The sequence below is a fragment of the Nonomuraea sp. NPDC050404 genome (genome assembly GCF_040655495.1).
In the GTDB taxonomy this organism is placed as follows: domain Bacteria; phylum Actinomycetota; class Actinomycetes; order Streptosporangiales; family Streptosporangiaceae; genus Nonomuraea.
In genome coordinates this window covers 97,060-121,964 of the sequence record NZ_JBFAKB010000030.1, presented here as the reverse complement: position 1 = coordinate 121,964, position 24,905 = coordinate 97,060, and the positions used below count along the sequence as shown (strand labels likewise).

Below are 24,905 nucleotides of genomic sequence, written 5' to 3'. Positions count from 1 at the left end.
CCTAGCCTGCGACGTGCACGCCTCCAGCACAGCCAAGGAGATTCCCATGGAATTCGTCTCGATCCGCATCATCACCAGCGACGTCGCACGCCTCGTCGAGTTCTACGAGCGGGCTACAGGGATGCAGGCGGTACGAGCCACCGAGGACTTCGCCGAACTCAAGACCGCGGGCGCGACCCTCGCGATCGCCGGCACCCGCACCGTCCCGCTGTTCGCCCCGGGCTCTGCCCGCCCGGCGGACAACCACAGCGTGATCACCGAGTTCCTCGTGGACGACGTGGACCGCGTTCACCAGAACCTGACCGGCTTCGTCACCGACTTCGTCAACGAGCCCACCACGATGCCCTGGGGCAACCGGTCGCTGCTGCTCCGCGACCCCGACGGTAACCTCGTCAACTTCTTCACCCCCGTCACCCCGGCGGCCATCAAGAAGTTCGCCCGCTGACGCCACGCACAGCCGCTCACGCGAAGAGCCAGAAATCCCAGAGCTCCCGGTGAACGCGGCCGCCCAGTCCGGCAGCGCCATGAGCAGGGCAAATGGCCGTCCAGTTCAAACATGGTGGTCTGTCTGGCCGCCCGCATCCATGGCCGGCGGTTCCGGTCTGTCGCGGAGCCGGTAACCAATCGACCGGAGGTGCCGGTATTCGACGATGGCCAGCACCAGCGCCGTGGCCGTGCCGCAAGGGAAGGAGCACGGTGGCGGGGACGCGCGTGGTCGCGGGATCGCCGGCATCGGGGTGGGCCTGTCGCAGGTTTCGAGGGTCACGTCGCCGCAGCAGCGGCGCCACCTTTGGGACGCGGGGCGGCGGCGTCCGCGTGCGAGGCAGGAGATCAACTGTCTGCGGTGTGGTCCTGGGCCAGGAGTTCAGCCGCGAGTTCCATGCAGCGGATCCGGGCGGGGGAGAAGCCGTAGGGCATCTTGGTGACCGCCTCGGCAGCACTCATCTGTGCGGGCTCCTCACCCTTCAAGTCGGCGTCGTAGATCTCGAAAAGCTTCTCCTCGTCCGTGTCCAGCCCGGCCGCCTCGATGGCCCTCTCCAGGGCTTTGTGGTGGGCGTATCGCTGTGCGGCGAGTTCTTCCACGCGGGGGTCATGGGGATCAACACCGTCGTCGAGGGCGGCCTCGGCGGCGTCGAGACGGTCGTCCTCCGCCCTCAGCTCAGGGTGGCCGGCCAGCACGATGAACACGCTCGCCTGGACGGCGGCGCCCAGCGGGCCGAAGACCCGTTCCGTGACCAGCAAGGTGTCCAGGTCGGAGGGGCGCAGTGCCCCCGGGGGCAGGTGGCCGAGCCGGTCCGTCACCAGTTCGGAAAGCAGCCCGAGCGGACTGCCCACGGCCCGCAGGCGCCGGACAACGACACGCTGGCGTTTGACCTCGGCTTCCTTGACGGCCAGGGCTTCCTCCAGCCGGTCAAGGTTCTCCTCGATGTCCGGGGCTTCGCCGAAGGCGGTCCTCATGTCGTCCAGGCTGATGCCGACCTCTGCCATCTTGCGGACCCACAACAAACGAATCATGTCGTCGTATCCGTAACGGCGGCGGCCGTCCCCACCTCGCTCGGGCTCCGGCAGCAGACCGATCTCGTGGTAATGGCGAATCGCGCGCGGGGTGGTCCCGGCGAACGCGGCCGCGTCACCGATCTTGACCTGGCGGGGAGGCGTGAAGGAGGAGCGCATCGCGGAGGGAGCCTTTCGTGCTGTGGTACCTCTACGACATCACATGCCGCTACGTCATCTGCAACAACACACCACTCAGTCACCACCAACAGACCGGCAGGCCACCGTGCCGGAACCGGCCGCACTGATGACGCGCACACAGCCCGCTGGTCGCGGTGGCGGAGGGCAGCCGCCTGCCGGGGAAGGTCACCCTGCAGGCGCTCATGGATGGGCTGCAGGGCTGTCGGCGGCGGTCACGGATGGTGACGTTCCTCTTCATGCCTTGGCGGTCGGCGATCACGCCCGTATGTTGGTGATCGTTTTGCTGGCTCTCCGAACCGTGAGGTGATCATGGGATCCACGCGCACGAACCTGACCATTCTGGCGAGCATCCTCCTCATGGCCGGCCAGGTGGCGGGCGCGGGCCCGGCGCTGGCGGACGGCTGCCCGGCGACCACCGGCCAGTGGGAGGTCACCGACCTGGGTGTCACCGGGAACGCGCTGGACATCAACGACCTGGGACAGATCGCCGGCTCCAGCGTGAGCGCGACCGGCGAACAGCGGGCGACCGTCTGGGACGGCGCACAGGTGATCGATCTGGGCAGTCTCGGCGGTGGCCACGCCTACGCCGGCGCCCTCGACGAGGACGGCAACGTCGTCGGCAGCAGCTACACGGCGACGGAGAAGGGACACGTCTTCCACTGGCGCGCCGGAACGATGACCGACCTCGGGCCCTTCGGCGGCTCCCCCGCCCACGTGCACGACGTCAACGCGGGCATCATCGTGGGCGAATACCGGTACCGGCAGCCCAACGGCACGGTCCGCTACCAGGCATTCCGCATCCAGGACGGCGTCAGGACCGACCTCGCCGCCGTATCGGGCAGCTATGCGGCGGCCGTCAACCCGGCCGGGCAGATCGCCGGCACCCAGCGCCGCCTCGAACCGCCCGGCCCGGCGAACCAGCGAACCCACCGGGCCTTCCTCTGGGAGGACGGCGTCATCACCGAACTCGGCACGCTCGGCGGCCAGTGGAGCCAGGCCGAGGCGATCAACGGCGACGGCCACATCGTCGGCCAGTCGGCGCTCGACGCGGACGGCGTACTCGCGGGCGGCTACATCTGGAGCGCCGAGGACGGCATGCGGCGCCTGCCCGACGCCGGCGGCCTGGCCACGCCCAAGGCCGTCAACGACGACGGCGTGATCGCCGGCACGCACACCTGCACGGAGGCCGGCACCGCCGCCCACGCGGCGGTCTGGACCGGCCCCGGCGCGGCGCCGGCCCTGCTGCCCGACCCGGCGACCGGCACCGCCACGATGGCCAATGCCGTCAACGCGCAGGGCGAGATCACCGGCTGGGCGCAGGCCCCCGACGGCACTCGGCGCGCCCTCGTGTGGCGGCCCGCGCCCGGCAACTCCTGAGCTCAGCCGGCGGCAAGTTCGGCTGTGGGAGACGTCGTGTCCGGGGCGGGATCTCTGTGGTCAGAGGACTTGGTAGATCGTGGTGAGGTAGCGGGCGAGGCGGTGGAAGGGGATCAGGCCGCCGTCGGTCATCTTGTTCATGGCGTAGGCGAAGGTGAGGCGCCGGTCGAGGTCCATGACGGCGAGGGAGCCGCCCCATCCGCCCCACCAGGCGACCCTCCCGTTCGGCAGGAAGGGGGCGACCGGGGAGGGGGTCAGGCCGAAGCCGGTGCCCCATCTCACGGGTGCGCCGTTGACGAGGTCGGGGGCGTCGGCCTGGACGTCGAAGATCCGCTCGATGGTCGTCTCCGACAGCAGCCGGACGCCGCCGGCGGTGCCGCCGAGGGTGACCACGCGCAGCAGGTCGACCAGCCCGCGGGCGTTGGCGTGCCCGTTGGCCGCGCCGATCTCGGCGCGTCGCCACTGCGGGGTGTCGACCACGGCCGCGTCCGGTGCGGGGCCGGTGAAGGTACGCACCGCGACGCCGGCCGGGTCCATCCCGGCCAGGTCGAACGCGAGCGGGGGCGGCGGTACGACCGGGGCGATGCGGTGCCAGTCCTGCTCGCGCGCCCCGATCTGCACATCCGCGCCGAGCGGGCCGGCCAGCTCCCGGGCCACGAAGTCGGTCAGGGAACGTCCGTCGACACGGCGCACGAGCTCGCCGAGCAGGTGGCCGAAGGTGAGGACGTGGTACCCGGGGGCCGTGCCGGGCTCCCACCAGGGCGCCTGGGCGGCGAGCCGCGCCGTCGAGGCGGGCAGGTCGTACAGGTCGGTGGCGGTGATTGGCTGGTCCCAGCCGGACACGCCGGAGGTGTGGCCCAGGACGTGACGGACGAGCACGCCCGATTTGCCGTTGGCGGCGAAGTCCGGCCAGTAGGCGGCGACCGGGGCGTCCAGGTCGATCAGGCCCCGGTCGGCGAGGGTGAGAACGGCCAGCGCGGTGACGTTCTTCGTGGTGGAGAAGACGTTGACGATCGTGTCGGCCGTCCAGGGCTGGGTACGTCCGGCGTCGCGGTGGCCTCCCCACAGGTCCACCACGCGTTCGCCGCCCACATCGACGGCGAGACTCGCGCCAAGCTCCTCGTTCTTCAGGGCGTCGTCGAACAGGTCCCGGACGGCGTCGAACGCCTCGTGGGTAGTCCCTTGTGCGGACATGTCGGGCTGTCTCCTCAATGGTGGTTGCTGAATGCGGAGTCGTGATTCGCCGGCCGGTGATGGTGCGCGAGCGCGCCAGCCGTGGAGTGGATCAGAGGCAGGAGGATGGCCCGCCGTCATCGACGGTCAGGATGCCGCCGGGGCGATGGTGTTCACGCGGATGCCGTGGGCGGCTCTGAGGGCAGATAAGGTCCGACGACTTTCATGCAGTGGGCCCAGACCGCCTGCTCGTTCGCGGGAGTGTGGTGGCGCTCGCTGACCCTCTCCTGGCCCTTGGGCCCGAAATAGCGATCCGAGAGCCCTTCCACCTCGGGCGAGGTCGCGGCGTGGATCGTGGGCTCCGCGCCCTTCTCCACCGAGCTCATGAAGGGGACGGCGGCGGCGAACACCAGCTTCATGAGGAGGGGCCGCTGGTCGCTCTCGCCCAGGTTCGTACGCGCCATCCCGGGATGGGTGCAGTTGACGTCGATGCTGCCGATGCCCTGCCCGGTGAGGTGCTTGCGGAGGCTGCGCATCGCCCAGATGACGTAGAGCTTGGACAGCCCGTACGCGCGGGTGTAGGAGTAGTGGTCCTTCAGCTCGATGTCGTCGAGGTAGGGCCGGCCGCCCTGCGCGTGCGAGGCGGAGGAGACGGTGACGATGCGTCCATGCCTGCTCTTCTTGAGACTGTCGATCAGCAGCAGGGACAGCAGCACCGGGGCGAACAGGTTCACCGTCATGGTCTTCTCGTGGCCCTCGGCGGTGGCCTGCCAGGTGCCGCCGTACTGGTTGCCGGCGTTGTTGACCAGCACGTCCAGCTGGTCGTACGTGCCGTTGAACTCCTCCGCGAGCCGCCGCACGGCCGCCAGCGACTCCAGGTCCGCGACGAGCACGTCGACGTCGCCGTTGCCTGTCTCGGCGGCCAGCTCCCTCCGCACATTAAGCGCTTTGTCCCGGTTCCGGCCGTGGATGACGACCGTGTGGCCCTGGACGAGGAACGCCCTGGCCGCCTCCCGCCCGATGCCGCTGGTCGCACCCGTGACGAGGATGATCTTCTTGTCCATACGATTGCTCTCCATGACAACGGGTTGCGCTTCAGCGGGCGTCGAGCCAGGACTGGGACAACTCCCACAGGCGGCGGGCGGCGGCGGGGTCGCTGGCGTGCGGGGCGACGCCGCGCTCGAAGTCGCCGCTGTCGACGGCGGCCTCGTTCGCGTCGGCGAAGTACTTGCCTGACACGCCTTCCATGAGCGGGGAGGAGGCGGCGAACACGATGGTGGCGACACCCTGTTCGAGGGTCTTCCACTCCGTGGCGTCCACGACGGCCTGGAACTCGGGGGTGATGTCGACGTGGCGCAGCAGGCCGGTGTCGTAGATGCCGCCGGGATGGACGGCGTTGACGGTGATCCCGTCATCGGCCCACTGCTTGGCGGCCTCGACGGCGAACAGGGCGTTGGCGGTCTTGGACTGCGCGTAGGCGGCCCACCCGTCGTACGGGCGGTGCTCGAAGTTGATGTCCTCGAACACCACCGGGGACCGGTGGTGCGTGGCGGAGGTCAGCGCGACCACCCGGGCGCTCCCGGCGGCGGCCAGAGCGCCGTGGAGCCCGACGGTCAGCGCGAAGTGGGCAAGGTGGTTGGTGGCGAACTGCAGCTCCCAGCCCTCCGGCGAGAGCTGCCTGCCGGGCAGGGCCATGATTCCGGCGTTGTTGATCAGTACGTGCAGCGGCCCCTCCCACCCGCTCACGAACGCATCGATCGAAGCGCGGTCGTTCAGGTCGAGGTGGGCGACGCGCACGTTGCCGTTCTTCGCGCTGACGTCGGCCGCGGCCCTGCGCCCGGCATCGAGGTTGCGCACCGCGAGGGTGATCTCGGCCCCAGCCCCGGCGAGAACCCGGGCGGTCTCGGCTCCCAGGCCCGAGGAGCCGCCGGTGACGACGATCCGCCTGCCGGTCAGGTCGATGCCGGCGATGACGTCATCGCCGGTGCTGGTCTTGTCAAAGCCGGTGATGACTCGGTCTGTGCTCATGGTGCTGTCCCTTTTTGGTGAGTAGGCGGTCGTGCGGTTCGATGGGGCCGGTGCGGGTGGCCGGCGGAGTCGGCTCCGGTACGGGGTCAGGGGCGGACAAAAGCGCCGCCATCGACGTCGAGCCGGTCATGTACCGCCACGCCGCGAAGAACCCGGACTCGAAGGGCCGGCGGCGGCGATGTTGGTGGCGGCGTTGCCGGGATGCGCGCCGGCCGACGGCAGCGGCCAGCCGCGCTCGGCCGCGAGCCGGGCCAGGTGCCGGCCCAGCAGCAGGTCCGCCGGCTTCGACCGCCCGTAGGCGCGGATGGGGTCGTAGCCGCGCCGCCAGTTCAGGTCGTCGAAGTCGATCTGGCCGCGGGCGGCCATGCCGCCGCTCATGGTCACCACGCGGGCGGCGGCCGGCTTGGTTGCGGCAGCCTGGCCGGTTCCGCTGTTCGCGCCGGTCACCACGGCGAGCTTGCCGGCCTGGTCGGGTGCCTGGTACACGACGGAACCTCCCTAAAAGACTGTCGGTCTGTAACAGTCTTCACCGTAACAGACCGCCGGGCTTTTAACAAAAGACCGCCGGTATGTAGGATGGGGACGGTGACCTTCAAGCGCGCCCGCACCGAGGAACAGCGGACCGAACGACGACGCCAGATCCTGCGGACCGCGGCCGCGATGCTGACCGAGATGCCGGTCGCCAAGCTCACCCTGAACGAGCTGAGCCGCCGCATCGGCCTGGCCAAGTCCAATGTGCTGCGCTACTTCGACTCCCGCGAGGCCGTCCTGCTCGATCTGCTCGACACCGAGATCCAGGACTGGATCGCCGACCTGGAGCACTCACATCGGCCCACCGAGGGCACGTCACGAGCGCGCGGCGACCGGCTGGCCGACATCCTGGCCACCTCGCTGGCCCGCCGACCGGTGCTGTGCGACCTGCTCAGCGCGCAGACCGCCGTGCTGGAGCACAACATCTCCACCGAGGTCGCCGTCCGGCACAAGCACGCCGCCAAGCACGCCATGCAGGCCCTGATCCAGCTGGTCCTGCGGCACGTGCCCGAACTCGGCGCCCACGGCGCGCCCCAGGTGGTGGAGACGACCCTGCTGATGGCCACCGCCGCCTGGCCCTGCGACCGCCCGTCGGAGGCCATGCTGGCCGCCTACGCCTCCGACCCGAACCTGGCCGCCATGCGCCTCGACTTCACCGACGTGATGCGCCGCACGGTGAAGGTGACCATCTCAGGGGTGCTGGCCCGCCGGGAAGAACCGACAAAGGCGAGCCCGGCCCTCTGAGCGTCGGCCACGCCACCCGTCACATCGCTCAAAGCCCCGGCCAACCCGGCCGCGGGCAGATCATGCTCCCTTTCGCCCAGAGCGCCGAACTTCCGGGGGGCGGCGGGATGCCGAAGCTCGTACGCACATCGGTTGCTGTACCGATTGCTCGGCGGCTGTTTCTATCCGGACCCGCGGTGGACGCAGAAGAGCTGATCTTCGGTGCCTTCGGGTTCGCGGTAAGCGGCGATGGCGGGGCTGTGGGAGCTCATGTGGCCGGGCAGCCGGGTGTCGGTGCTCCAGCTGGTGCCGTTGAAGCGGGTCCACCACAGGTGCTGGTCGTTGCCGGCGCCGCGGTGCACGCAGTACAAGTGGTTGTTGAAGACGGCCAGCGCGGGGCCTTGGCTGCTCATGTGGCCGGGCATCTGGGGGTTGCCGGCCCAGCTCGTGCCGGTGAAGCGGGTCCAGTACAGGTTCTGGTCGTTGCCGCCGCCGCGGTGCACGCACCACAGATGGTTCTGGAAGACGGCCAGAGCGGGATTGGCGCTGGTGCGGTGGCCGGGGAACACCGTCTCGGCACTCCAGGTGGTGCCGTTGAAGCGCATCCACCACATGTTGGTGTCGTTGTCCCGGCTCTTGTAGACGCAGTACAGATGGCCGTTGAAAGTGGCCAGGGCGGGGCCTCGGCTGGACCCGGCGTTCATACGGGTGTCGGCGCTCCAGCTGGTGCCGTCGAAGCGGGTCCACCACAGGTGCTGGTCGTTGCCGGTGCCGCGGTGCACGCAGTACAGGCGGTCGTTGAAGACGGCCAGGGCCGGGCCGTCGGCGCTGAAGTGGGAGGGGAACCATCTGTCGGTGGTCCAGCCGTCATTGCGGGCCGGGTCGTAGACGGTCCACCAGAGGCTGTCGTTCTGGTCCCCGCGGTACACGCAGTACAGCCTGCCGCGGAACTCCGCCAGCGCCGGATGGGCCCTGGTCAGGTGGGCGGGGAACTTCTCGTCCTGGTTCCAGTTGTTGGAGGCGTTCATGACCGTCCACCACAGCGAGGTGTCCGGCTTGGGGGCCAGGGGGATGGGGATGAGCATCAGCGGGGAGACCCAGGGCGAGACCAGACGGCAGCCGTGGTCCCCGCCGATCGCCCGGATGACGATTGCGCGGATCTTGAAGGCGGCTTCGATCAGTGCCCCGATCGGCCGGGGGAGGAGGTTCCCGACGAGGTCCCCGACCAGCTCGGAGATGTCGGCGGCGGCCTGGGCGGCTGCGGCGTTGAGTACGAGCTCGAACCCCCACCATCGCGTGATGGGGTACACCTCGCGCCCATTGGCGTTCAGCTCCAGTTCGGCCCGGCGGACGGTGTCCTGCCCGGCCCGGGCCAGTTGCCCGGTCTGCTGCTCGAATTCCTTGCGGGCCGCGTCCAGGTACTCGCGGGAGATCCGCTGCGCCTCCTCGTGGGAGACTGAGTACGGGATGGCCTCCCAAGCGGCGAGGGCGTCGGCCTCGGCGCGGGCTTGATCCTGGCTGGTGCTTTCATCGGGCATGAGATCACGTTCCTACTCGGAGGAGGATCCGCCGCGAAGCTCGTCAGCGGCCTTGAGTATCCGGCCGTGTTTTGCCCTTGGCAAGGGCATGCGGGTGACAGTCTGGCTCTCACTGGTTCCGCGCCGCGAACGTGGACGCCGTCGAGGATGCGATCAAGGCCGAACGTAGAGGTGAATGCGCCGTCGGCGAGTGCCTTGGTCAGAGCGGGGAAGCGATCGCTGTGGCGGTTGAGTAGTTCGCACGGCCGCCCGGCTCACCCTCTGACCCCGCTCGTTCGGTCAGGGCCGCGTGCCGGTGCCGAGTGCGGCCTGGAGCTGGGCGCGCAGGGTCTCACCGGAGCCGGGAAGCCGGGCCAGGAGAGCCTCCAGCGGGGCGTCGCCCGCGTGCTGGAGCCCGGCGTCGATCGGTACGTCCGGGTAGACGGCCAGCAGGATGCCACGTACCCCCTGCCATACGGCGTCGTCGGCCGCGATGTCGCGCAGGGGAGACTGCAGGGACAGTTGCATCGAGGTGCCGTAGTCGGCCGGCGCCGGGTAGGACCAGGTGTGTGTGCCGGGGCCGGCCTCCTCGGTACGGGCGTCGGGATGCAGCGGCAGCTCGACGATCGCGGTGGCGCCTTCGGGCACGGTGACGTCGAGGTGCACGGTGCCGTCCTCGACCCGCCAGTGCACGGCGGCGCGCCCGAGCACGGTGTCATGGATGGCCTGCGCCCAGGTCAGGTCGCCGCCGGGCCGCGGCGCGACACGGATGCGCCGCCAGCCGGGCTCCAGGCGTTGCAGCCCGCCGACGACGCGGTGCAGCCAGTCGGCCACGGCGCCGAGCGCGTAGTGGTTGAGCGAGGTCATGCCGGTCTTGTTCACCGTGCCGTCCGGGAGCACCGAGTCCCAGCGTTCCCAGATCGTGGTGGCGCCCATGGTGACGGGGTAGAGGAACGACGGGCATTTGGTCTGCAGCAGCAGCCGGTAGGCGGTGTCCAGGTGGCCGGTGGCGGTGAGGGCGTCGGTGACGAGCGGGGTGCCGGCGAAGCCGGTCCGGATGGTGTGGCCGGCGTCGGCGATCAGGGTCGCGAGCCGGCGTCCGGCGGTCGGGAGCTGGTCGTCGTCGAGGATGCCGAAGCAGATCGCCAGCGCGTAGGCGGTGGCCGACTCGTTGGTGACGCGGCCCTTGGGGGTGACGTACTCGTCGCGGAAGGCTTGTCGGACGCGCTCGTGCAGAGCGCGGAAGTGTTCGGCGTCCGCGTTCCGGCCGAGCACGCCGGCGGTGGCGGCGAGTTCGCGGGTGGTCTTGCATAGGTACGCGCTCGCCACCAGGTGCGCGTCGGTCTTGCCGCCGGCCGGGTTGTCGGCGGGGGCGTCGGGGTCGAGCCAGTCGCCGTACTGGAAGCCGCTCGACCACAGCCCGTCCTCATCCAGCAGGCCCTCGACCTGGCGCATGAACGCCGTCATGGAGGGATAGGCGCGCCGCAGGATCTCCACCTCGCCGTACTCCTCGTACAGCAGCCACGGCAGGCTGACGGCGACGTCGCTCCACAGGGCGGTGGGCAGGTTCTTGGGTTCGGCGAGGATGTCGGGCATCGTCCAGGGCACCGAACCGGTGGCGGCCTGTTCGGCGGCCAGGTCGGTCAGCCAGGAGCCGAGTACGGCGCGCACGTCGTACAGGTAGGCGGCGGTGGGGGCGAAGGCGTTGAGGTCGCCGGTCCAGCCGAGCCGTTCGTCGCGTTGCGGGCAGTCGGTGGGCACGCCGACGAAGTTGCCGCGCATGCCCCACACCGTGTTCTCGTGCAGCCGGTTGACCAGGTCGTGGCTGGTGGCGAACCAGCCGGTGCGGGTCATGTCGGTGTGCACGACGATGGCGCGCAGATTGTCGGCCTCCGGTATGCCGGGCCAGCCGTCGATTTCGACGTAGCGAAAACCGTGGAAGGTGAACTGGGGCTCCCACGTCTCCGGTGCCTGCGCGGTGGAGCCGCGCAGCGTGTAGCGGTCGGTCGCGGTGGCCTTGCGCAGGGTCTCGGCCTCCAGTTCGCCGTCCGGGGTGAGCAGTTCGGCGTGGCGTAGCGTGATCGTGGTGCCCGCCTGCCCGGCGACGGTCAGCCGTACCCATCCCGAGATGATCTGCCCGAAGTCGACGATCACCCGTCCGCCGGCGAGGCGGCGGATCTCGCGGGGCGAGAGCTCCTCGATGCGGCGGATCGGCGGCGCGGCGTCATCCCGCAGGGTGGCGAGGTCCCAGTCGTGGGGGCGGGCCGCGGCCCAGGTGCTGTCGTCGAATCCCGGTCGCGCCCATGGGCTCTCCCGGCGGGCGTCGTAGGTCTCGCCGGCGTAGACGCCGTTCTCGCGCACCGGCCCGTCCCCGGCGCGGAACGTCTCGTCGGTGCCGATCACCTCGGTGCGGTCGGCGTACTCCAGCTCCAGCTCGGCGTACAGGGCGGGCCGGTCGCTGTAGTGGTGGCGGGTCAGCTCCCACGACAGCGGGCCGACGGCCCAGCCCTCGCCGACCACCGCGCCGAGGGTGTTGTCGCCCGTGGTCAGCAGGCCGGTGACGTCGTGGCGGGCGACGTTGATGCGGTGCCGGTAGGACGTCCACGTGGGCGCGAGCACGTCGTCGCCGACCCGGGTGCCGTTGACGTACGGCACGACGATGCCGAGCGCGGTGCTGCGCAGGGTGGCGCGGCGCAGGCCGGCGGCGACGGTGAGGTCTTTGCGGAAGTACACGGCGGGGCCGCCGTCCGACGGCGCCGGGCCGCTGATGAACTGGGCGCGAGTCATGATGATCTCCTCGTCGGTTCAGTACGCCGTCAGCGGCACGGAGGCGGGGGCGCAGCCGTCGGCGGAGACGGTCACGGTGATGGCGCCGGGGCCGGTCGGGCGCACGATCGCCAGCGCCCGGCCGTCGAAGGTGTGGCGGGTGGGGCCGGTGAACGGCTCCTCGGTGACGGGCCGGCCGCTGCCGAGGGCCGCCAGCTCGCCCGCGCCCTCGACGGTGACCGTCACGGCCCGGTCCCACCCGGTGTGCACGGTGCCCTGCCCGTCGGTCAGCGTGATGGCCACGTAGGCCAGGTCGCCGCCCCCGGCGCGCAGCGCTTCCCGGTCGGCGGCGGCGCCGAGCAGGAGCTCCTCACCGGCGGTGCGCAGGCTGGTACGGCCCACCTCCACCCCCTCCCGGGTGGCGACGGCGACCAGCTCGCCGGGCCGGTAGGTCACCTCGAAGGAGGCCAGGTACGGCACCTGCTCGCCGACCTTCGCCCGACCGATCGGCCGGCCGTCCAGCAGCAGCCGCACCTGTTCGGCGTCGGCGTACACCTCCACCGTGACCGGGTCGTCCTCGTGTCCCGACCAGTTCCAGGAGGCCACCGAGTCGCTCCACGCCCACGGGGTGCGCAGTTGCGCCCTGCCGTGGTGCTCGGGGCGCTGCACCGCGATGTACGGCGTGGTGCGCAGCCCGAAGACGATCTCGCGGTAGTACGACACGGGCCGCCGTACGCCGGTGATGTCGTGGTCGCCGGTGTAGGCGATGAGCGCAGGGTAGGGCTGGGACATCGAGGGCACGATCATGCCGTCGGCACCCGCGTAGGCCACCATGCCGATGCCGACCTCGCCGAGGTAGTCCCAGCCCGTCCAGGTGAAGTCGCCGATCACCTGCGGCAGCCGCTTGACCAGCGCCCAGTTGGGCGCGATGCGGGTGGGGAACGTCTCGGTGCCGACGATGACGCGGTGCGGGAACTCGCTCGCGTCGAGGTCGTAGCGGCCGTCGCCGTAGTTGAAGCCCGCGACGTCGAGCGCGGCGACGGCCTCCTCGGTGCGGGCGGTGACCGGCGGTGCCGCGGAGATGAGGTTCATCTGGTCGGCGATCTGCGCCATCATCCCGTTGACGCCGCCGCCCTCCTGCGACGACGCGGCGTCGGCCATCGCCGCGCGGCGCTCCGCCATCCCGGCCAGGACCAGGTCGAGGGCGGCGACGAACCCGTTGACGCCATTGGTCACCGGCCGCGTCGGGTCCAGCTCGCGTACCTTCTCGGCGATCAGGCGGCTCCACCGGCCGCCGTCGGCGCCCCCGAGCTCGGGAATCTCGTTGCCGATCGAGTACATGATCACGCTGGGGTGGTTGCGGTCCTTGGCCACCAGCGCCTCGACGTCGCGCTCCCACCACTCGGCGAACGCGGCCGAGGCGTCGAAGTCGGTCTTGCCGATCGTCCAGGAGTCCCAGGTCTCGTCCATGACGAGCATGCCGAGCCGGTCGCAGGCGTCCAGCAGGGCCGGGCTCGCCGGGTGGTGGGACATGCGGATCGCGTTGAAGCCGGCGGCCTTGAGCAGTTCCACCCGCCGTTCCTCGGCGCGGGCGAGCGACACCGCGCCGAGTGGGCCGTTGTCGGCGTGCACGCACGCGCCGCGCAGCAGCACCGGCTCGCCGTTGACGCGCAGCCCACGCACGGCGTCGACCTGGACCGTGCGGATGCCGAACGCCACCTCCTCGGCATCGCTCTCGTCCAGCTCGACCCGGGCCGTGTACAGGACGGGGGAGTCCACGCTCCACCGAGCCGGCGCCGTGACGGGCAGCCGTAGCCTGGTGGTCCCGCCCTCGCCGGGGCGCAGCGTGATCGGGTTCGACCCCCGGGCCACCTCGGTGCCGCCGGGGCCGAGCAGCGTGACGGTGGCGCGCGGGGTCGCGGTGAGCGCGGAGGCGTTCGTGACGCCGACCGCCACCTCGACCAGCGCCAGCTCGTCGTCCACATCGGGCGTCGTGACGACCACGCCGTCGTGCGTGAGGTGCACCGGCGGCTTGACGACGAGGTACACATCCCGATGGATGCCCGCTCCGGCGTACCAGCGGCTGTCCAGGTGGGTGCGGCATTCGATACGCACCTCGTTCTCGGCACCGAAGCGCAGGAACGGGTCAAGGCGTACGGTGAAGCGCGAGTACCCGAACGGCCACTGACCGGCCAGCGCGCCGTTGACGAACACCGCCGCATCGCGGTAGACGCCGCCCAGCTCCAGCAGCACCTGCTTGCCCGCGTCCTCGGCGGCCACGGTGAACGTCTTGCGGTACTCGAACGCGCCGCCGGGGAAGTAGCCGTTGGTGTGCCCGCCCGGAGCCTCGGCGTGGCGTTGCCCGGAGATGAGCGCGTCGTGGGGCAGGGTCACGGGGCTCCACTCGTGGCTTGAGCCGCCCAGTTCCTGGAACACCGACACCCGGCGCCGGAAGGCCCATCCGTCGTTCCATGTGCTGCGAGTCGCGTTCAATGGACCCTTCTTCCTGGATAGCCCCTAGTATCGCGCGTTACCTCCCGCACCTTAAAGAGGTGATGTAACGCGCGTCAACTAGAGTGGATCTCGAATGAGGGGAGCCAGGTGGTCACCAAAAGCGAGGATGTCGCCCGCGCCGCCGGCGTCAGCCGGGCGACGGTGAGCCAGATCCTCAACGGCAGGGGTGCGCGCTTCTCCGAGGAGACCCGCGCCCGCGTACTTCAGACGGCGGAGGAGATGGGCTACCGCCCGTCCATCGCCGGGCGGGCGCTGGCCACCGGCGCGAGCGACATCGTCGTCGCGCTGCTGCCCTACACCCACCTCGGCGGAAACCTGCAAGCGGTGCTGGAGCAGGCCACCGAGGAACTCTCCCGGCACGGCCTGACCCTGCTCCTGCGGCTGACGACCAGGAACCCGACGTCACTGGAGCAGTTGGTCACGCAACTACGCCCACGGGCGGTCTTCGCCCTGTGGCCCTTCACCGCCGACGAGCGCGCCGTGCTCGAACGACAGGGAGTCGCCGCGATCAGCCCCGGCGAGCTGGACGACGGGTTCGACCGCAGGATCGGGCGGGCGCAGGCCGAACACCTCGCGGCGAAGGGTTACCGCCGCCTGGCCTACGTGCACCTGGAGGACGAGCGGTTCCGGATCTGGGGTCCGCCGCGCGAGCAGGGCGTCGTCGAGGTCTGCGCCGAGCTCGGGCTGCCCGCGCCGGTGGTGCTCCGTCCTCGGCTGGACCAACGTGAGGTGCTGGACGTCCTCGACGCCCTGCCGCCGGGGAGCGGGGTCGCCTGCTACAACGACGACCTCGCGATCGCCCTCATGCAGGCCGCGGCCGTCCGGGGTCTTTCGGTTCCTGGTGACCTCGGCATCATTGGCATGGACGACACCCCCCTCGCGGCCGTGACACATCCCCGGCTGGCCACGGTGAGCGTCGATGTGTCCGCCGCCGCGCTGCGTGCGACGCGGCAACTGCTCGCGGGCCTGGACATTCCCGCCGGGCTCGCCGACGTCCGGCAGGTCGGCCCGCAGGTGATCCCGGGCGAGTCCGCCTGACCCTTCCTGGGCGGTCGGCGTGCATGCCGGCTCGGACGGGGCCGCATTAGGGAAGCCATCGCCCGGCCTTGCCGGGGCGGGCCAGGCATGGGCGCGCCGGAGGCTTTGCCGGTTGAGCGAGGCACCGTTCGGGCTGAGGTCTTGGTATCGCGCGTTACCTGTGGCACTCTATGCCGTTAACGCGCGATACATCCACGTAACGCGCGATACACGCGTGTACGGGAGCTGACCCGGCACACGGATTTGCACCCGCCTCGACCCCTGAGAGGCCCTCATGACCTTGCCTCCTGCCAACGAGCCACCGATCGGTGGCCCCGCCCTTCACGACGGCGCCGACGACCAGCCCAAGGTCGGCGCCAAGTACATCTGGCTGCTGATCGGCGCCCAGTTCGGGGTGTACATGGCCCTCGTCGCCCCGATGAGTTACTCCCTGACCGTGCGCATCGCCCAGTTGAGCCCCGGCAACCCGGAATTCCTCGGCTTCGTCAGCGGCGCCGGCGCACTCGCCGCCGTCTTCGCCGGCCCGCTCTTCGGCATGCTGAGCGACCGGACCCGCTCCCGCCTGGGCCGCCGCCGCCCTTGGCTCCTCGGCTCCGTCCTGGTGGGACTGCTCGGACTGGCCGTGGTGGCGCTGGCCGGTGACGTGTGGACCCTCGGCCTCGGGTGGATCATCACGCAACTCGGCCTGGCCACGACGCTGGCGATGCTCAGCAACTCCATGGCCGACCGGCTCCCGGAGTCCCAGCGCGGCAAGATCGCGGGACTCAACGGGGCCGCGACGATGGTCGCCGCGATCCTCGGTGTGGGAGTGGCGAGCGTCCTCGTCTTCTCCAACCTCGCCCTCCTGCTGGTGCCCGGCGTGGTCGGCGTACTGCTGGTCGGCCTCTTCGTGCTGCTCGTCGAGGAACCGGACAGCCGCGGCGCCCTCCTGGAGGGCCGCATCACCGTCAAGAAGGTCTTCGCCAACTACATCTTCGACGTCAAGCGCTACAGCGACTTCTCCTGGAACTGGCTGGGCCGCTTCTCCTTCAACTTCGGCCTCACCCTGACCTCCACCTTCACCACCTTCTTCTTCGCCGGCAAGCTCGACGTGCCGGTGACCGAGATCGGCGGCATCGTGGCGATCACGGGCTTCCTGGGCGTGATCGCCACGGTGATCGGCGCCGCCGGCAGCGGCTTCCTGTCCGACAAGCTCCGCCGCCGGCGCGGCTTCGTGCTCGCCTCGGGCCTGATCTTCGGCCTGGGAACGGTGATCATGGCCTTCGCGCCGGGCGGCCTGACCGTGCTGCTCATCGGTTCGTTCGTCTCCAACCTCGGTCTGGGCGTCTTCTCGGCCGTGGATCAGGCTCTCGTACTGGACGTGCTGCCCGAGCGTGCCACCGAGGCCGGCCGGTTCAACGGCATCAACCAGTTCTCCACCACCATCCCGCAGTCGCTCGCCCCGCTCCTCGCCCCCGCCTTCCTGGCCATCGGCGCCGCCGAGGGCCAGAGCAACTACCCGCTGCTGTACCTGGTCTCGGCAGCATTCGCCGTCGCCGGCGGCGTGGTCATCCTGCTGCGCGTGAAATCGGTGCGATGACGCCCCTTCCCCTACGAAGCCGACCCTGACCACCCCTCGCCCGACAAGGATGAGAGCCCACGTGACCGACCTCGACACCCTCGTCCGCAAGCTCGATCTCGACGAGAAGATCGCCCAGCTGCACGGACTGATCCTGCCCGCCTTGTTCGCCCCCGGCTCCGGGCCCGGCGGCCCCGCGTTGACCATCGACGCCGACCGGATCCCGCTGCTGCGGCCCCACGGCCTGGGCCACCTGTCGTTGTCGTGGATGTTCCCGCTCGGTCAGGACGGGCTCCGGAACGCCTACACCGCCATCCAGGCCAAGGCGCGAGAGCTGAGCAGGTTCGGGATCGGCGTACTGATCCACGCAGAAGGGCTCAACGGCCTGGTGTACGGCGGCGCCGCGCAGTACCCCACCGCCTGGGCACAGGCGGCGACCTGGATGCCCGAGCTCATCGAGCGCAGCACCACGATCACCAGTGCGCAGTTTCGCGACTACGGCATCCACCTGTGCTTTTCGCCGGTGCTCGACCTGGCCCGAGACCCCCGCTGGGGCCGCGTGCACGAGACCTTCGGCGAGGACCCCGAGCTCGCGGCGCAGCTGGGCGCCGGCTTCATCCACGGCATCCACGGCCGCGGCCTCGACTCCGGGGTCCTTGCCACCGGCAAACACTTTCTGGGCTACGGCCACTCCGAGGGCGGACTCAACCAGGCCAGGACCAGCCTGGGCCGCCGCACCCTCGCCGACGAGCACGCGCTGCCGTTCCGGCGCGCGATCGAGGAGGCGGGGCTGTCGGTGGTGATGAACTCCTACAACGACATCGACGGCATCCCCGTCGCGGCGAACCGCCGGCTGCTGACCGACCTGCTGCGCGACCAGCTTGGCTTCACCGGCCTCGTCGTGAGCGACTACGACGCCGTGACCATGCTGCACGCGGTCTACCACACCGCCCGCGACCGGGCCGAGGCCGCGGCCCAGGCCGTCACCGCCGGTCTGGACGTCGAACTGCCCGCCGACGAGAGCTTCTCCCGGCTCCGCGAGGCCGTCGAGAACGACCTGGTCAGCGAGGAGGCCGTGGACACCGCCGTACGCCGCGTCCTGGAGATCAAGCAGCGGCTCGACCTGATCCCCGGCCTTGCCGCCGGGCGGCCGCTGCGCCCGCCGACCGCTCCGGACGGCGCCGCAGCCGCGGCCATCGGCCGCGAGATCGCCGAGCACGCCCTGACCCTGCTGCAGAACGACGGCACCCTGCCGCTGCGGCCCGGCACCAAGCTCGCCGTCGTCGGTGACCTCGCCGACGAGCTGCGCATCCACTTCGGCGCATACACCGACGTCGCCAACACCGAGGTGCCGCCGGCGGCGCAGATGATCAGAACGGGCCGGGTGCCCGGCATCGACCCGGACAAGTACCTGTTCACCGAACTGTTCCAGACCCGCATCCCCGACGTACGGGCCCGCTGGGAGACCATGACGCGCGAGCAGTATCCGCAACGCCGACGCTCCTCGCCGCGCTGCGCGCCAACCCCGCCATCGAGGTCAGCTTCGCCGGCGTGGACCCGGCCGGCCCGCTCGATCGGGAAACCCTGCGGGCGGCCGTACGCGATGCCGACGTGATCCTCGCCGTCGTCGGCGAACGTACCGGCTGGGTGGGCAACAACACCGCCGGAGAAGGACAGACCAGCGCGCGGCTCCGCCTGCCCGGCAACCAGCACGAACTGATCGCCGCCCTGGCCGAAGCGGACACCCCGCTCGTCACCGTGCTCGTCTCGGGACGCCCGCTCGTGATCACCGACGTGGCCGAGGCGTCCGCCGCCGTCCTGCTGGCCCCGCTGCTCGGCGACAAGGGACCGCAGGTCATCGCGGACGCGCTCACCGGAGTCGTGGAGCCGGGCGGACGGCTGCCCTCGACGTTCCCGCGCCACGCCGGCCAGATCCCGCTCTACCACGGGCACCCCTTCGGCAGCGGCTACGGCCACCCGACCGGCACCCGATACGGCTACAACGACCTCGACCAGAGTCCGCTCTACGCCTTCGGGCACGGACTCGGCTACACCGATCTCGACGTCGAACTCCACGGCATCACGCCGGCACAGGACACGATCGTCGTGAACACCCGCACGCACAACCGCGGCGATCGCGACGGCTCCACAGTGATCCAGGTGTACGCCCGGGACGAACACGGCTCCATCGTCCGTCCGGTGCGGCAGCTCATCGCGTTCGAACGCGTCGCCGTCCCCGCCGGGAGCTCCGTCGAAACGGTGCTGCGGGCGCCACTCAGCCGGCTGTTCTACACCATGGCCGACGGCAGCCGCGGCATCGAGGACGGCGACGTCACCGTCCTCGTGGGCACCAGCAGCGCCCGCCTCACCGCCGGCCAGACCCTGACCGTCACGGCGACCCGGGAAGTGAGCATTGACCCTGCCCCTTGAGGCGAACCTGCCTGGTTCGGCATGGGGCGCTCGTTCAGCGGAAGGACTCATGGTGATCGCGCGCCCACTGCTGGAAGCTGCGCGGTGGTCTCCCGGTGAGATCCGCGACGGTCGAGGTGACCAGAGTCGAGGCCGAGCGGTTCTCGGCGGCCGACAGCAGTGCGTCCACGAGGGCGGGCGGGCGGCCGTCGGCCAACATCTGCGCTCGTGAGTCCTGGACGGGGACCTCTTCGAAGCGGAGCTCGCGGTCGATCGCTGCGCCGATCGCCAGGACCTGCTCGGGGCGGCTGATCGTCCGGGGCCCGGTCAGCCGGTAGGTCGAGCCCAGGTGGGTGTCGTCGGTGAGCGTGCGTACGGCGACGGCCGCGATGTCGCGCGGGTCGATGACCGCGGTCGGCGCCGTGAGCGGGCCACGCACCACTCCGGTGGCGCGGATCTGGTCGGCCCAGCTCAGGGTGTTGCTGGCGATGGTGTCCGCACGCAGTACGGTCCGGGGCAGGCCGGACTCCTCGATCAGCCGTTCCATGCCGGCGTGCAGTTTGAAGATGGGGTCGTCGCGTTCCTCAGGGCGGCCGTCCACGCCGATCGACGACAGGTAGACCAGGCGCCGGGCGTTCCGGGCGATCGCCTCCAGCACAGCGGGCGCGCCGCGGGTGCTGAGGAACGGCCACACCAGGAAGACCGTCTCGATTCCGGTCAGTGCCTCGGCCAGCCCATCCGGGGCATCGAGGCTTCCGACCGCGACCCCGATGCCGTTGGGCACTCGGGCCGATGCGGCAGCTCTCGGCAGCACCAGGGCGCGAACGTCGGCCGTACCCATTGCGTGGAGCTGGGAGAGCACCTGCCGCCCGACATTTCCCGTGGCCCCGATCACCAGAATCATTGCCTCATCCCTTTCAGAGGTCTCCGTTCCCCGGCAATCTTTCAACCTGATGGGCCGCTCAGCTCTTCCGCGGGTATGGTGATGCGCTCATGCTCCCTTCATCAAGGCACATCTGCGACAATCCGGCGTCATGAACCTTGACCCCATGCCTCAGTTGTCCCGCCTGGTCATAGACCTGCGCCGGCACCCCGATATCGAGGTCGTCAAGGAGTGGGGCAGGTTCGTCGAGCCGATCGACGATCCGGCGGCGGACTATGACCTGCGCTGGCAGCGGACCCAGGAGGCGGCCACCAGCGCCGTCCCCGGTTGCGAGCTTGACCCAGCCTTGCGCCCGCTGACGGACCGCCTGGTCGCGGGCAGGGAGGACAGAGTGGGAGTGGCCTGGCGCTACCGCCTGGACGGCGTGGAGCACAACGGGGGCGAGTTCTGCTGGGTGACCCCGGCCCCGCCGATCCGCGCGCCCGCCTGGTGGAACGATCTGCCCGCCGAACTGCGGGACTTGCATGAGCGGCTGTGCGTGCTCGAATATCACCCTCGAGCGGGCGACGGCGTGGCGGTGATGCTCGAATTGCGGGCGGGGTCGGCTCCGCTGTGGCTGGAGCATCGCGGGCAGCTGTTTCCGCTGTCCATCGGGGTCGCCGAGTACTTCGAGCGGGCGATCGAGATGCGCGGGGTGTTCGGCTGGCAGGCGCTGTACTGTGACTGGAAGGACCAGCTCGACTCCACCCACGAGCGCCTCGCCGACTTGCGGCAGCTGTTTCCGTAAGGCGACCACTGGGACGGGCGGCTTCGCCGTACAGGACTGATCAGACTGGCTCCAGCCGTAGTGGAATGTTTCCCGGCCCCATGCGTCAGGGCGCGGGGCGCTTTTGCGGCTCACGCCATTTAAGTGGTGTGTTGCCCTCACGCGTGGCTGCTGGCCGCGGACGCAGATGAGACGCGGTCGGCCCATCATGGCTGATCGATTGCGAGGTGCATGCTCGTTTCGGGCGGGTCGGAGATGATGGGCGGGGCCTCATGCGTTGTCGCGTGTGTGCAGTCTGAGGGCTGCGAGGGCGGCGCGGGCTTGCTCGGGCTGCGTACCCTCGGCGATCACCGTCAGTGCCGCACGCCAGGCTGCCGCGAGCACGCGGCCGAGCGCCGGCGCCGGCGGGGCGGTGCTGTGGCTGAGCAGGTCGGCCAGCCGGTCCTGTCCTGCGTCCGGGGGAGGGTCCGCCAGGATGCGGAGAAAGTTCTCGCCGACGGCGAAGTCCAGCCCGACCAGCATCGCGGACGTCACGGCCGCCGAGCGGTCCGATGTCGTTCCTGCGGCCGCCATCGCGCCTTCCATCCGATCCAGCAGGCGTCGTTCGACGTCGTGCCGCACGAAGGCGTACAGCCCGAGCTTGCTGCCGAAGTGGTGGTAGATCGCGCCCGTGGTGACCTCCGCCGCGGCCGCCAGTTCGGTGACCGTGACCTCGTCGAACGGGCGCGCCCCGAACTCTTTGACCGCGGCGAGCACGAGTCTGCCCTTGGGGGAGGTGGAAACCGGGATCCATTCGCGCATCCGAACATAATGCCGTTATGCTGTGGGAAAATCCAGTTACGATCAGGAGGAAGCGCATGAAGCTCGAGTTCCTGTTCATCCCCACTGCTGATTTGAAGGCATCCCTCGCCCTCTACCGCGACAGCCTCGGCTTCTCCGAGCAGTGGCGCGAAGGCGACACGACCGTCGCGCTGGCCCTGCCGGGCACCGAGACGCAGATCATGCTCGACACCCATGACCCCGGCGCCCCGGTCGCGCCCGTGTTCGTCGTCGACAGCGTCGAGGCCTTCCACGCCGGCCGCCCGCAGACGCTCGCCGTGGTCGAAGCGCCTGCGGAGATCCCCGGTGGCTTCCAGGCCACCTACAAGGACCCGGGCGGGGCGACCATTCTCGTCATGGACCAGTCCACAGAGCAGGACGCCCCGTAGAAGAGATCGGGCGGCCGGCCCGTCACCACGCCGGGCCGGCTGACCGAGCCGGAATCCAGCAACCGGCGGATAGGGGTGCATCCCTCGGACGCGCCGGTCCCCGGCAGGGCATCCTGGCCAACTCGACCGGTCCGCAACCAGCCGGGGTTGTAGGTACCCCGGGTGTCCCTTCCCAGGGGCTGGGGGTTTCGGGGCTCTGGTCTTGCTTCCGCGATGTCGCGGGCGACAGCTTGTGCGCCGCGAGTTACATGACCGGTGCTCTAGATCATTCTGACAACGTCGCGAGACCTATCATGCCGCCAGTGGTATAGGTCCTGGTCGTCGAAGGTCCAGGAGGAAGCAGCAGCGACGCCGCCCGGCTGACCGCCTGGCCGTGGACGTGCACGCTGACGTGGCACGGCCGGTCCGCCGGGATCTCGAACGACACCGTCCCCCAGTAGACGATGTATTGCCGGCCGTCAATCGAGACGATCGGTGGAACGTTCGCCGTGATCAGCCCGCCCGTACTCAAATGCATCGTCAAGATGCGTTTCTGCCCGACGTGGTAGTCAACGTATGGGACAGCGTGCGGCGGCCCAGCGGGTGCTCCGCCAAATGATTGCGCCATGTGAGGTTCTCCCACTGCTCATGCGTGATCTCTTATGTTCCAGGCCCACTTCCGTAACAGCAAATTTGCCGGCTCCGTCGAGGATGATCTCGGCCGCGCCGGCCGCCGCCGCACCACCTTAAGGGCCGCGTACCGGCCGATGGTGTCCTGATCCGGCGTGACCGCTGATGTCCCGAACCTCGTCGAGCGGTCCAGTCGTCGGCGATGCTCGGTTTCGGGGTCAGGTCGGGCGGAGGCAGAAGGGGTGTCCGGCCGGGCTGGCGTACACCCGGGAGCCCGGCTGAGTGGAGGCGGCGACGTCGTCAGTCGGTCGTAGCCGTCGGCCGCCGGCGTCGAGCACCCGCTGGTCAGCGGTCGCCGCGTCGTCCGTGGCGAGGTCGAAGTGCATCTGCTGGGAGGCGCCGTCGGGCCACTGCGGCGGCACGTGCCCCGGAGCGTGCTGGATCACGATCACGGGGAAGCCGTCGATCTGCAGAAAGTGGTGCGTCGCCGTCCTCGTGATCGAGCCGCCGAGCAGCCGGTGCCAGAACGAGCTCTCGCTCTCCAGGTCGGCGGCGTTCACGATCAGTGACGTCAGGCTGAAGGTCATGGTGTTTCTCCTCGAATCGTGTACGGGGGTGCGGCTCAGACCACGGGGATGATGCCGCCGTCGACCCGGAACTGAGCACCGGTGAGCCATTTGGCGCGGCCGGAAGCGAGGAACGCGATCATTTCTGCGACGTCCTCGGGTTCGCCGGGGCGCCCCATCGGCACCTTCAGGTGGTCCACGATCTGCTGCTTGACATCGTCGATGCCCACGCCCTGGCTGTCGGCCATCTGCTGAAGATGGCCGACCGCTCCCTCGGTGACGACGAAGCCCGGCAGAACGCACACCACGCGTACGCCGTGCCCGCCCACCGCCGTCGCCAACTCGCGGCTGTAGGCGTTGAGCGCCGCCTTCGATGCCGCGTACGACGCCTCGGCAGGCTGGGGGAGGTGGCTGGCGATGGAGGAGACGTGCACCACGACGCCGGAGCCACGCTCGATCATCCCGGGAACCAGGGCCCGGTCGAGCCGGGCCGCGCTGAGCAGGTTCATCTCCAGGTCGGCGAGCCAGGACGCGTCCGACCGCTGCAGGGTCGGCATCGGTCCGGTTGCGGCTCCGGCGTTGTTGACCAGGACGTCGATGCCTCCGACGCGGTCCACTACGCGTCGGCCGAGTTCGGCTGCCCCCTGCTCGGTTCGCAGGTCGGCGGGAATGAAGGTGGCGGGCAGGTCTTCCGGGGGCGCGGTTCGTGAGGCCGTCAGCACGGTGGCGCCGGCTGCGGCGAAGCGGCGGGCCGTCGCCTCCCCGAGCCCTCGGCTACCGCCGGTCACCAGCACTCGCAGGCCGGCGAGCCCTTCGTGCTCGATCGTCATGAGCGTACTTCCTTCAGTAAGGTGAACCCGACTCCGGAAACTGTACACGTAACCGGAATCGGACTCACCTTATGGAGGACCATTGCCGTCATCACGTCCGCTGCGCGCCGATGCCCGCCGCAACCGCGAAGCGCTCCTCGCCGCGGCGCGTGAGGCGTTCCTCGCCGACGACGACGCCCATGTGGAGGAGATCGCCCGCCGAGCCGGTGTCGCCGTCGGCACGTTGTACCGCCACTTCGAAACGCGCGAGGCGCTCGTCGCGGAGGTGTACCGCCAGGAAGTCGCCGAGCTCTGCGCGACCCCCGCCCGGCTGCTCGCGCAACACGCCCCGGACGAAGCCCTGCGCACCTTCCTGCTGCTGCTCGTGGAGCACGCGGCGGTGGGCAGAGGGATGGGCGAGGCGCTGGAAAGCATCATGGCAACCGATTCGCCGGTCTTCGACGACGCGCGCGACGAGATGGCCCGCGCCCTCGACGAACTCCTCGCCGCAGGCGTTGCGGCCGGCCTCGTCCGCAGTGGCATCAACGGACGCATCGTCCTGCGCGCACTCGGCGGCATCTGCGGGATGCGCGCCAAAGGCTGGAAGGACGATGCGCTACGCATCGCCGCGATCCTGTATGACGGGTTGCGCTACGGCGCAGCGAACCACGGCTAGATCGACCACAACACACCCGGGCAAAGCCATCAGATCGCCAGAGGTTCAAAACGTTTCGT

23 protein-coding genes are annotated in these 24,905 nt (G+C 70.1%); 10 read left to right on the top strand and 13 right to left on the bottom strand.

Features of this window, described 5'->3' with window-relative positions; all coding sequences use genetic code 11:
* Positions 1-46 precede the first annotated feature (46 nt).
* The gene (locus AB0I81_RS51645) at positions 47-445 is read left to right on the top strand and encodes a VOC family protein (protein WP_360674934.1); all 399 of its coding nucleotides are present in this window, start codon (positions 47-49) and stop codon (positions 443-445) included.
* 386 nt (positions 446-831) lie between these two features.
* Here AB0I81_RS51645 and AB0I81_RS51640 read toward each other — a convergent pair whose 3' ends face one another.
* A complete protein-coding gene (locus AB0I81_RS51640) occupies positions 832-1,674 on the bottom strand; it encodes a MerR family transcriptional regulator (protein WP_360674931.1) in 843 nt (280 codons plus the stop codon).
* A gap of 330 nt (positions 1,675-2,004) precedes the next feature.
* On the opposite strand from AB0I81_RS51640, the gene AB0I81_RS51635 reads away from it, so the two are divergent.
* Positions 2,005-3,072, top strand: a complete 1,068-nt coding sequence (locus AB0I81_RS51635) for a hypothetical protein (protein ID WP_360674928.1) — start codon at positions 2,005-2,007, stop codon at positions 3,070-3,072.
* A 60-nt stretch (positions 3,073-3,132) separates the two neighbouring features.
* Here AB0I81_RS51635 and AB0I81_RS51630 read toward each other — a convergent pair whose 3' ends face one another.
* The 4 genes from AB0I81_RS51630 to AB0I81_RS51615 all read right to left on the bottom strand — a co-directional run bounded on the left by AB0I81_RS51630 (position 3,133) and on the right by AB0I81_RS51615 (position 6,759).
* On the bottom strand, positions 3,133-4,266 hold the full coding sequence (locus tag AB0I81_RS51630; RefSeq protein ID WP_360674925.1) for a serine hydrolase domain-containing protein: 1,134 nt from the start codon (positions 4,264-4,266) through the stop codon (positions 3,133-3,135).
* A gap of 152 nt (positions 4,267-4,418) precedes the next feature.
* Positions 4,419-5,309 carry an SDR family NAD(P)-dependent oxidoreductase gene (locus tag AB0I81_RS51625; protein WP_360674922.1) on the bottom strand — a complete coding sequence of 297 codons (891 nt, stop codon included), beginning with the start codon at positions 5,307-5,309 and terminating at the stop codon, positions 4,419-4,421.
* A 31-nt stretch (positions 5,310-5,340) separates the two neighbouring features.
* A complete protein-coding gene (locus AB0I81_RS51620) occupies positions 5,341-6,273 on the bottom strand; it encodes an SDR family NAD(P)-dependent oxidoreductase (RefSeq protein ID WP_360674919.1) in 933 nt (310 codons plus the stop codon).
* A 126-nt stretch (positions 6,274-6,399) separates the two neighbouring features.
* The gene (locus AB0I81_RS51615) at positions 6,400-6,759 is read right to left on the bottom strand and encodes a hypothetical protein (RefSeq protein ID WP_360674916.1); all 360 of its coding nucleotides are present in this window, start codon (positions 6,757-6,759) and stop codon (positions 6,400-6,402) included.
* A gap of 99 nt (positions 6,760-6,858) precedes the next feature.
* On the opposite strand from AB0I81_RS51615, the gene AB0I81_RS51610 reads away from it, so the two are divergent.
* Positions 6,859-7,548 (top strand): TetR family transcriptional regulator, encoded by a 690-nt coding sequence (locus AB0I81_RS51610; protein WP_360674914.1) that lies wholly within the window; start codon positions 6,859-6,861, stop codon positions 7,546-7,548.
* Between the two features lie 161 nt (positions 7,549-7,709).
* Here AB0I81_RS51610 and AB0I81_RS51605 read toward each other — a convergent pair whose 3' ends face one another.
* From AB0I81_RS51605 to AB0I81_RS51595, 3 genes are all read right to left on the bottom strand, one after another.
* A complete protein-coding gene (locus tag AB0I81_RS51605) occupies positions 7,710-9,065 on the bottom strand; it encodes a hypothetical protein (RefSeq protein WP_360674911.1) in 1,356 nt (451 codons plus the stop codon).
* Between the two features lie 279 nt (positions 9,066-9,344).
* Positions 9,345-11,831 (bottom strand): glycoside hydrolase family 78 protein, encoded by a 2,487-nt coding sequence (locus AB0I81_RS51600; protein ID WP_360674908.1) that lies wholly within the window; start codon positions 11,829-11,831, stop codon positions 9,345-9,347.
* An 18-nt stretch (positions 11,832-11,849) separates the two neighbouring features.
* Entirely contained in the window at positions 11,850-14,303 is a 2,454-nt protein-coding gene (locus tag AB0I81_RS51595; protein WP_360674905.1) for a glycoside hydrolase family 2 TIM barrel-domain containing protein, read from the bottom strand.
* 108 nt (positions 14,304-14,411) lie between these two features.
* Here AB0I81_RS51595 and AB0I81_RS51590 point away from each other — a divergent pair, with 108 nt between their 5' ends.
* From AB0I81_RS51590 to AB0I81_RS51575, 4 genes are all read left to right on the top strand, one after another.
* On the top strand, positions 14,412-15,362 hold the full coding sequence (locus AB0I81_RS51590; RefSeq protein ID WP_360674902.1) for a LacI family DNA-binding transcriptional regulator: 951 nt from the start codon (positions 14,412-14,414) through the stop codon (positions 15,360-15,362).
* 274 nt (positions 15,363-15,636) lie between these two features.
* On the top strand, positions 15,637-16,941 hold the full coding sequence (locus AB0I81_RS51585) for an MFS transporter (protein WP_360674899.1): 1,305 nt from the start codon (positions 15,637-15,639) through the stop codon (positions 16,939-16,941).
* A 61-nt stretch (positions 16,942-17,002) separates the two neighbouring features.
* The gene (locus tag AB0I81_RS51580) at positions 17,003-18,535 is read left to right on the top strand and encodes a glycoside hydrolase family 3 protein (RefSeq protein ID WP_360674896.1); all 1,533 of its coding nucleotides are present in this window, start codon (positions 17,003-17,005) and stop codon (positions 18,533-18,535) included.
* Positions 18,472-19,350, top strand: coding sequence for a glycoside hydrolase family 3 C-terminal domain-containing protein (locus AB0I81_RS51575; protein ID WP_360674893.1), 879 nt, complete (start codon positions 18,472-18,474; stop codon positions 19,348-19,350). The genes AB0I81_RS51580 and AB0I81_RS51575 overlap by 64 nt, the downstream gene beginning before the upstream one ends.
* Positions 19,351-19,384: 34 nt before the next feature.
* On the opposite strand, the gene AB0I81_RS51570 is transcribed toward AB0I81_RS51575, so the two are convergent.
* Positions 19,385-20,233, bottom strand: coding sequence for an NAD(P)H-binding protein (locus AB0I81_RS51570; protein WP_360674890.1), 849 nt, complete (start codon positions 20,231-20,233; stop codon positions 19,385-19,387).
* 130 nt (positions 20,234-20,363) lie between these two features.
* On the opposite strand from AB0I81_RS51570, the gene AB0I81_RS51565 reads away from it, so the two are divergent.
* Positions 20,364-20,999 (top strand): hypothetical protein, encoded by a 636-nt coding sequence (locus AB0I81_RS51565; RefSeq protein ID WP_360674887.1) that lies wholly within the window; start codon positions 20,364-20,366, stop codon positions 20,997-20,999.
* Positions 21,000-21,248: 249 nt separating this feature from the next.
* Here AB0I81_RS51565 and AB0I81_RS51560 read toward each other — a convergent pair whose 3' ends face one another.
* Positions 21,249-21,779 carry a helix-turn-helix domain-containing protein gene (locus AB0I81_RS51560; RefSeq protein ID WP_360674884.1) on the bottom strand — a complete coding sequence of 177 codons (531 nt, stop codon included), beginning with the start codon at positions 21,777-21,779 and terminating at the stop codon, positions 21,249-21,251.
* 56 nt (positions 21,780-21,835) lie between these two features.
* Here AB0I81_RS51560 and AB0I81_RS51555 point away from each other — a divergent pair, with 56 nt between their 5' ends.
* Positions 21,836-22,186 carry a VOC family protein gene (locus tag AB0I81_RS51555; protein WP_360674881.1) on the top strand — a complete coding sequence of 117 codons (351 nt, stop codon included), beginning with the start codon at positions 21,836-21,838 and terminating at the stop codon, positions 22,184-22,186.
* 265 nt (positions 22,187-22,451) lie between these two features.
* Here AB0I81_RS51555 and AB0I81_RS51550 read toward each other — a convergent pair whose 3' ends face one another.
* The 3 genes from AB0I81_RS51550 to AB0I81_RS51540 all read right to left on the bottom strand — a co-directional run bounded on the left by AB0I81_RS51550 (position 22,452) and on the right by AB0I81_RS51540 (position 24,191).
* Positions 22,452-22,709 carry a hypothetical protein gene (locus tag AB0I81_RS51550; RefSeq protein ID WP_360674878.1) on the bottom strand — a complete coding sequence of 86 codons (258 nt, stop codon included), beginning with the start codon at positions 22,707-22,709 and terminating at the stop codon, positions 22,452-22,454.
* Between the two features lie 304 nt (positions 22,710-23,013).
* Positions 23,014-23,382, bottom strand: a complete 369-nt coding sequence (locus tag AB0I81_RS51545; protein ID WP_360674875.1) for a VOC family protein — start codon at positions 23,380-23,382, stop codon at positions 23,014-23,016.
* Positions 23,383-23,417: 35 nt separating this feature from the next.
* Positions 23,418-24,191: an oxidoreductase gene (locus tag AB0I81_RS51540; protein ID WP_360674872.1), complete on the bottom strand. Its 774-nt coding sequence runs from the start codon at positions 24,189-24,191 to the stop codon at positions 23,418-23,420.
* A gap of 82 nt (positions 24,192-24,273) precedes the next feature.
* On the opposite strand from AB0I81_RS51540, the gene AB0I81_RS51535 reads away from it, so the two are divergent.
* The gene (locus AB0I81_RS51535; RefSeq protein ID WP_360674869.1) at positions 24,274-24,846 is read left to right on the top strand and encodes a TetR/AcrR family transcriptional regulator; all 573 of its coding nucleotides are present in this window, start codon (positions 24,274-24,276) and stop codon (positions 24,844-24,846) included.
* Positions 24,847-24,905: the final 59 nt, after the last annotated feature.

Excerpts from the sequence above, each read along its gene's own strand:
- AB0I81_RS51545 (WP_360674875.1), bottom strand. The coding sequence starts at position 23,382 with ATGACCTTCAGCCTGACGTCACTGATCGTGAACGCCGCCGACCTGGAG.
- AB0I81_RS51555 (WP_360674881.1), top strand. The coding sequence starts at position 21,836 with ATGAAGCTCGAGTTCCTGTTCATCCCCACTGCTGATTTGAAGGCATCC.
- AB0I81_RS51630 (WP_360674925.1), bottom strand. The coding sequence starts at position 4,266 with ATGTCCGCACAAGGGACTACCCACGAGGCGTTCGACGCCGTCCGGGAC.
- AB0I81_RS51605 (WP_360674911.1), bottom strand. The coding sequence starts at position 9,065 with ATGCCCGATGAAAGCACCAGCCAGGATCAAGCCCGCGCCGAGGCCGAC.
- AB0I81_RS51565 (WP_360674887.1), top strand. The coding sequence starts at position 20,364 with ATGAACCTTGACCCCATGCCTCAGTTGTCCCGCCTGGTCATAGACCTG.
- AB0I81_RS51625 (WP_360674922.1), bottom strand. The coding sequence starts at position 5,309 with ATGGACAAGAAGATCATCCTCGTCACGGGTGCGACCAGCGGCATCGGG.
- AB0I81_RS51570 (WP_360674890.1), bottom strand. The coding sequence starts at position 20,233 with ATGATTCTGGTGATCGGGGCCACGGGAAATGTCGGGCGGCAGGTGCTC.
- AB0I81_RS51585 (WP_360674899.1), top strand. The coding sequence starts at position 15,637 with ATGACCTTGCCTCCTGCCAACGAGCCACCGATCGGTGGCCCCGCCCTT.
- AB0I81_RS51635 (WP_360674928.1), top strand. The coding sequence starts at position 2,005 with ATGGGATCCACGCGCACGAACCTGACCATTCTGGCGAGCATCCTCCTC.
- AB0I81_RS51560 (WP_360674884.1), bottom strand. The coding sequence starts at position 21,779 with ATGCGCGAATGGATCCCGGTTTCCACCTCCCCCAAGGGCAGACTCGTG.
- AB0I81_RS51540 (WP_360674872.1), bottom strand. The coding sequence starts at position 24,191 with ATGACGATCGAGCACGAAGGGCTCGCCGGCCTGCGAGTGCTGGTGACC.
- AB0I81_RS51640 (WP_360674931.1), bottom strand. The coding sequence starts at position 1,674 with ATGCGCTCCTCCTTCACGCCTCCCCGCCAGGTCAAGATCGGTGACGCG.
- AB0I81_RS51620 (WP_360674919.1), bottom strand. The coding sequence starts at position 6,273 with ATGAGCACAGACCGAGTCATCACCGGCTTTGACAAGACCAGCACCGGC.
- AB0I81_RS51645 (WP_360674934.1), top strand. The coding sequence starts at position 47 with ATGGAATTCGTCTCGATCCGCATCATCACCAGCGACGTCGCACGCCTC.
- AB0I81_RS51600 (WP_360674908.1), bottom strand. The coding sequence starts at position 11,831 with ATGACTCGCGCCCAGTTCATCAGCGGCCCGGCGCCGTCGGACGGCGGC.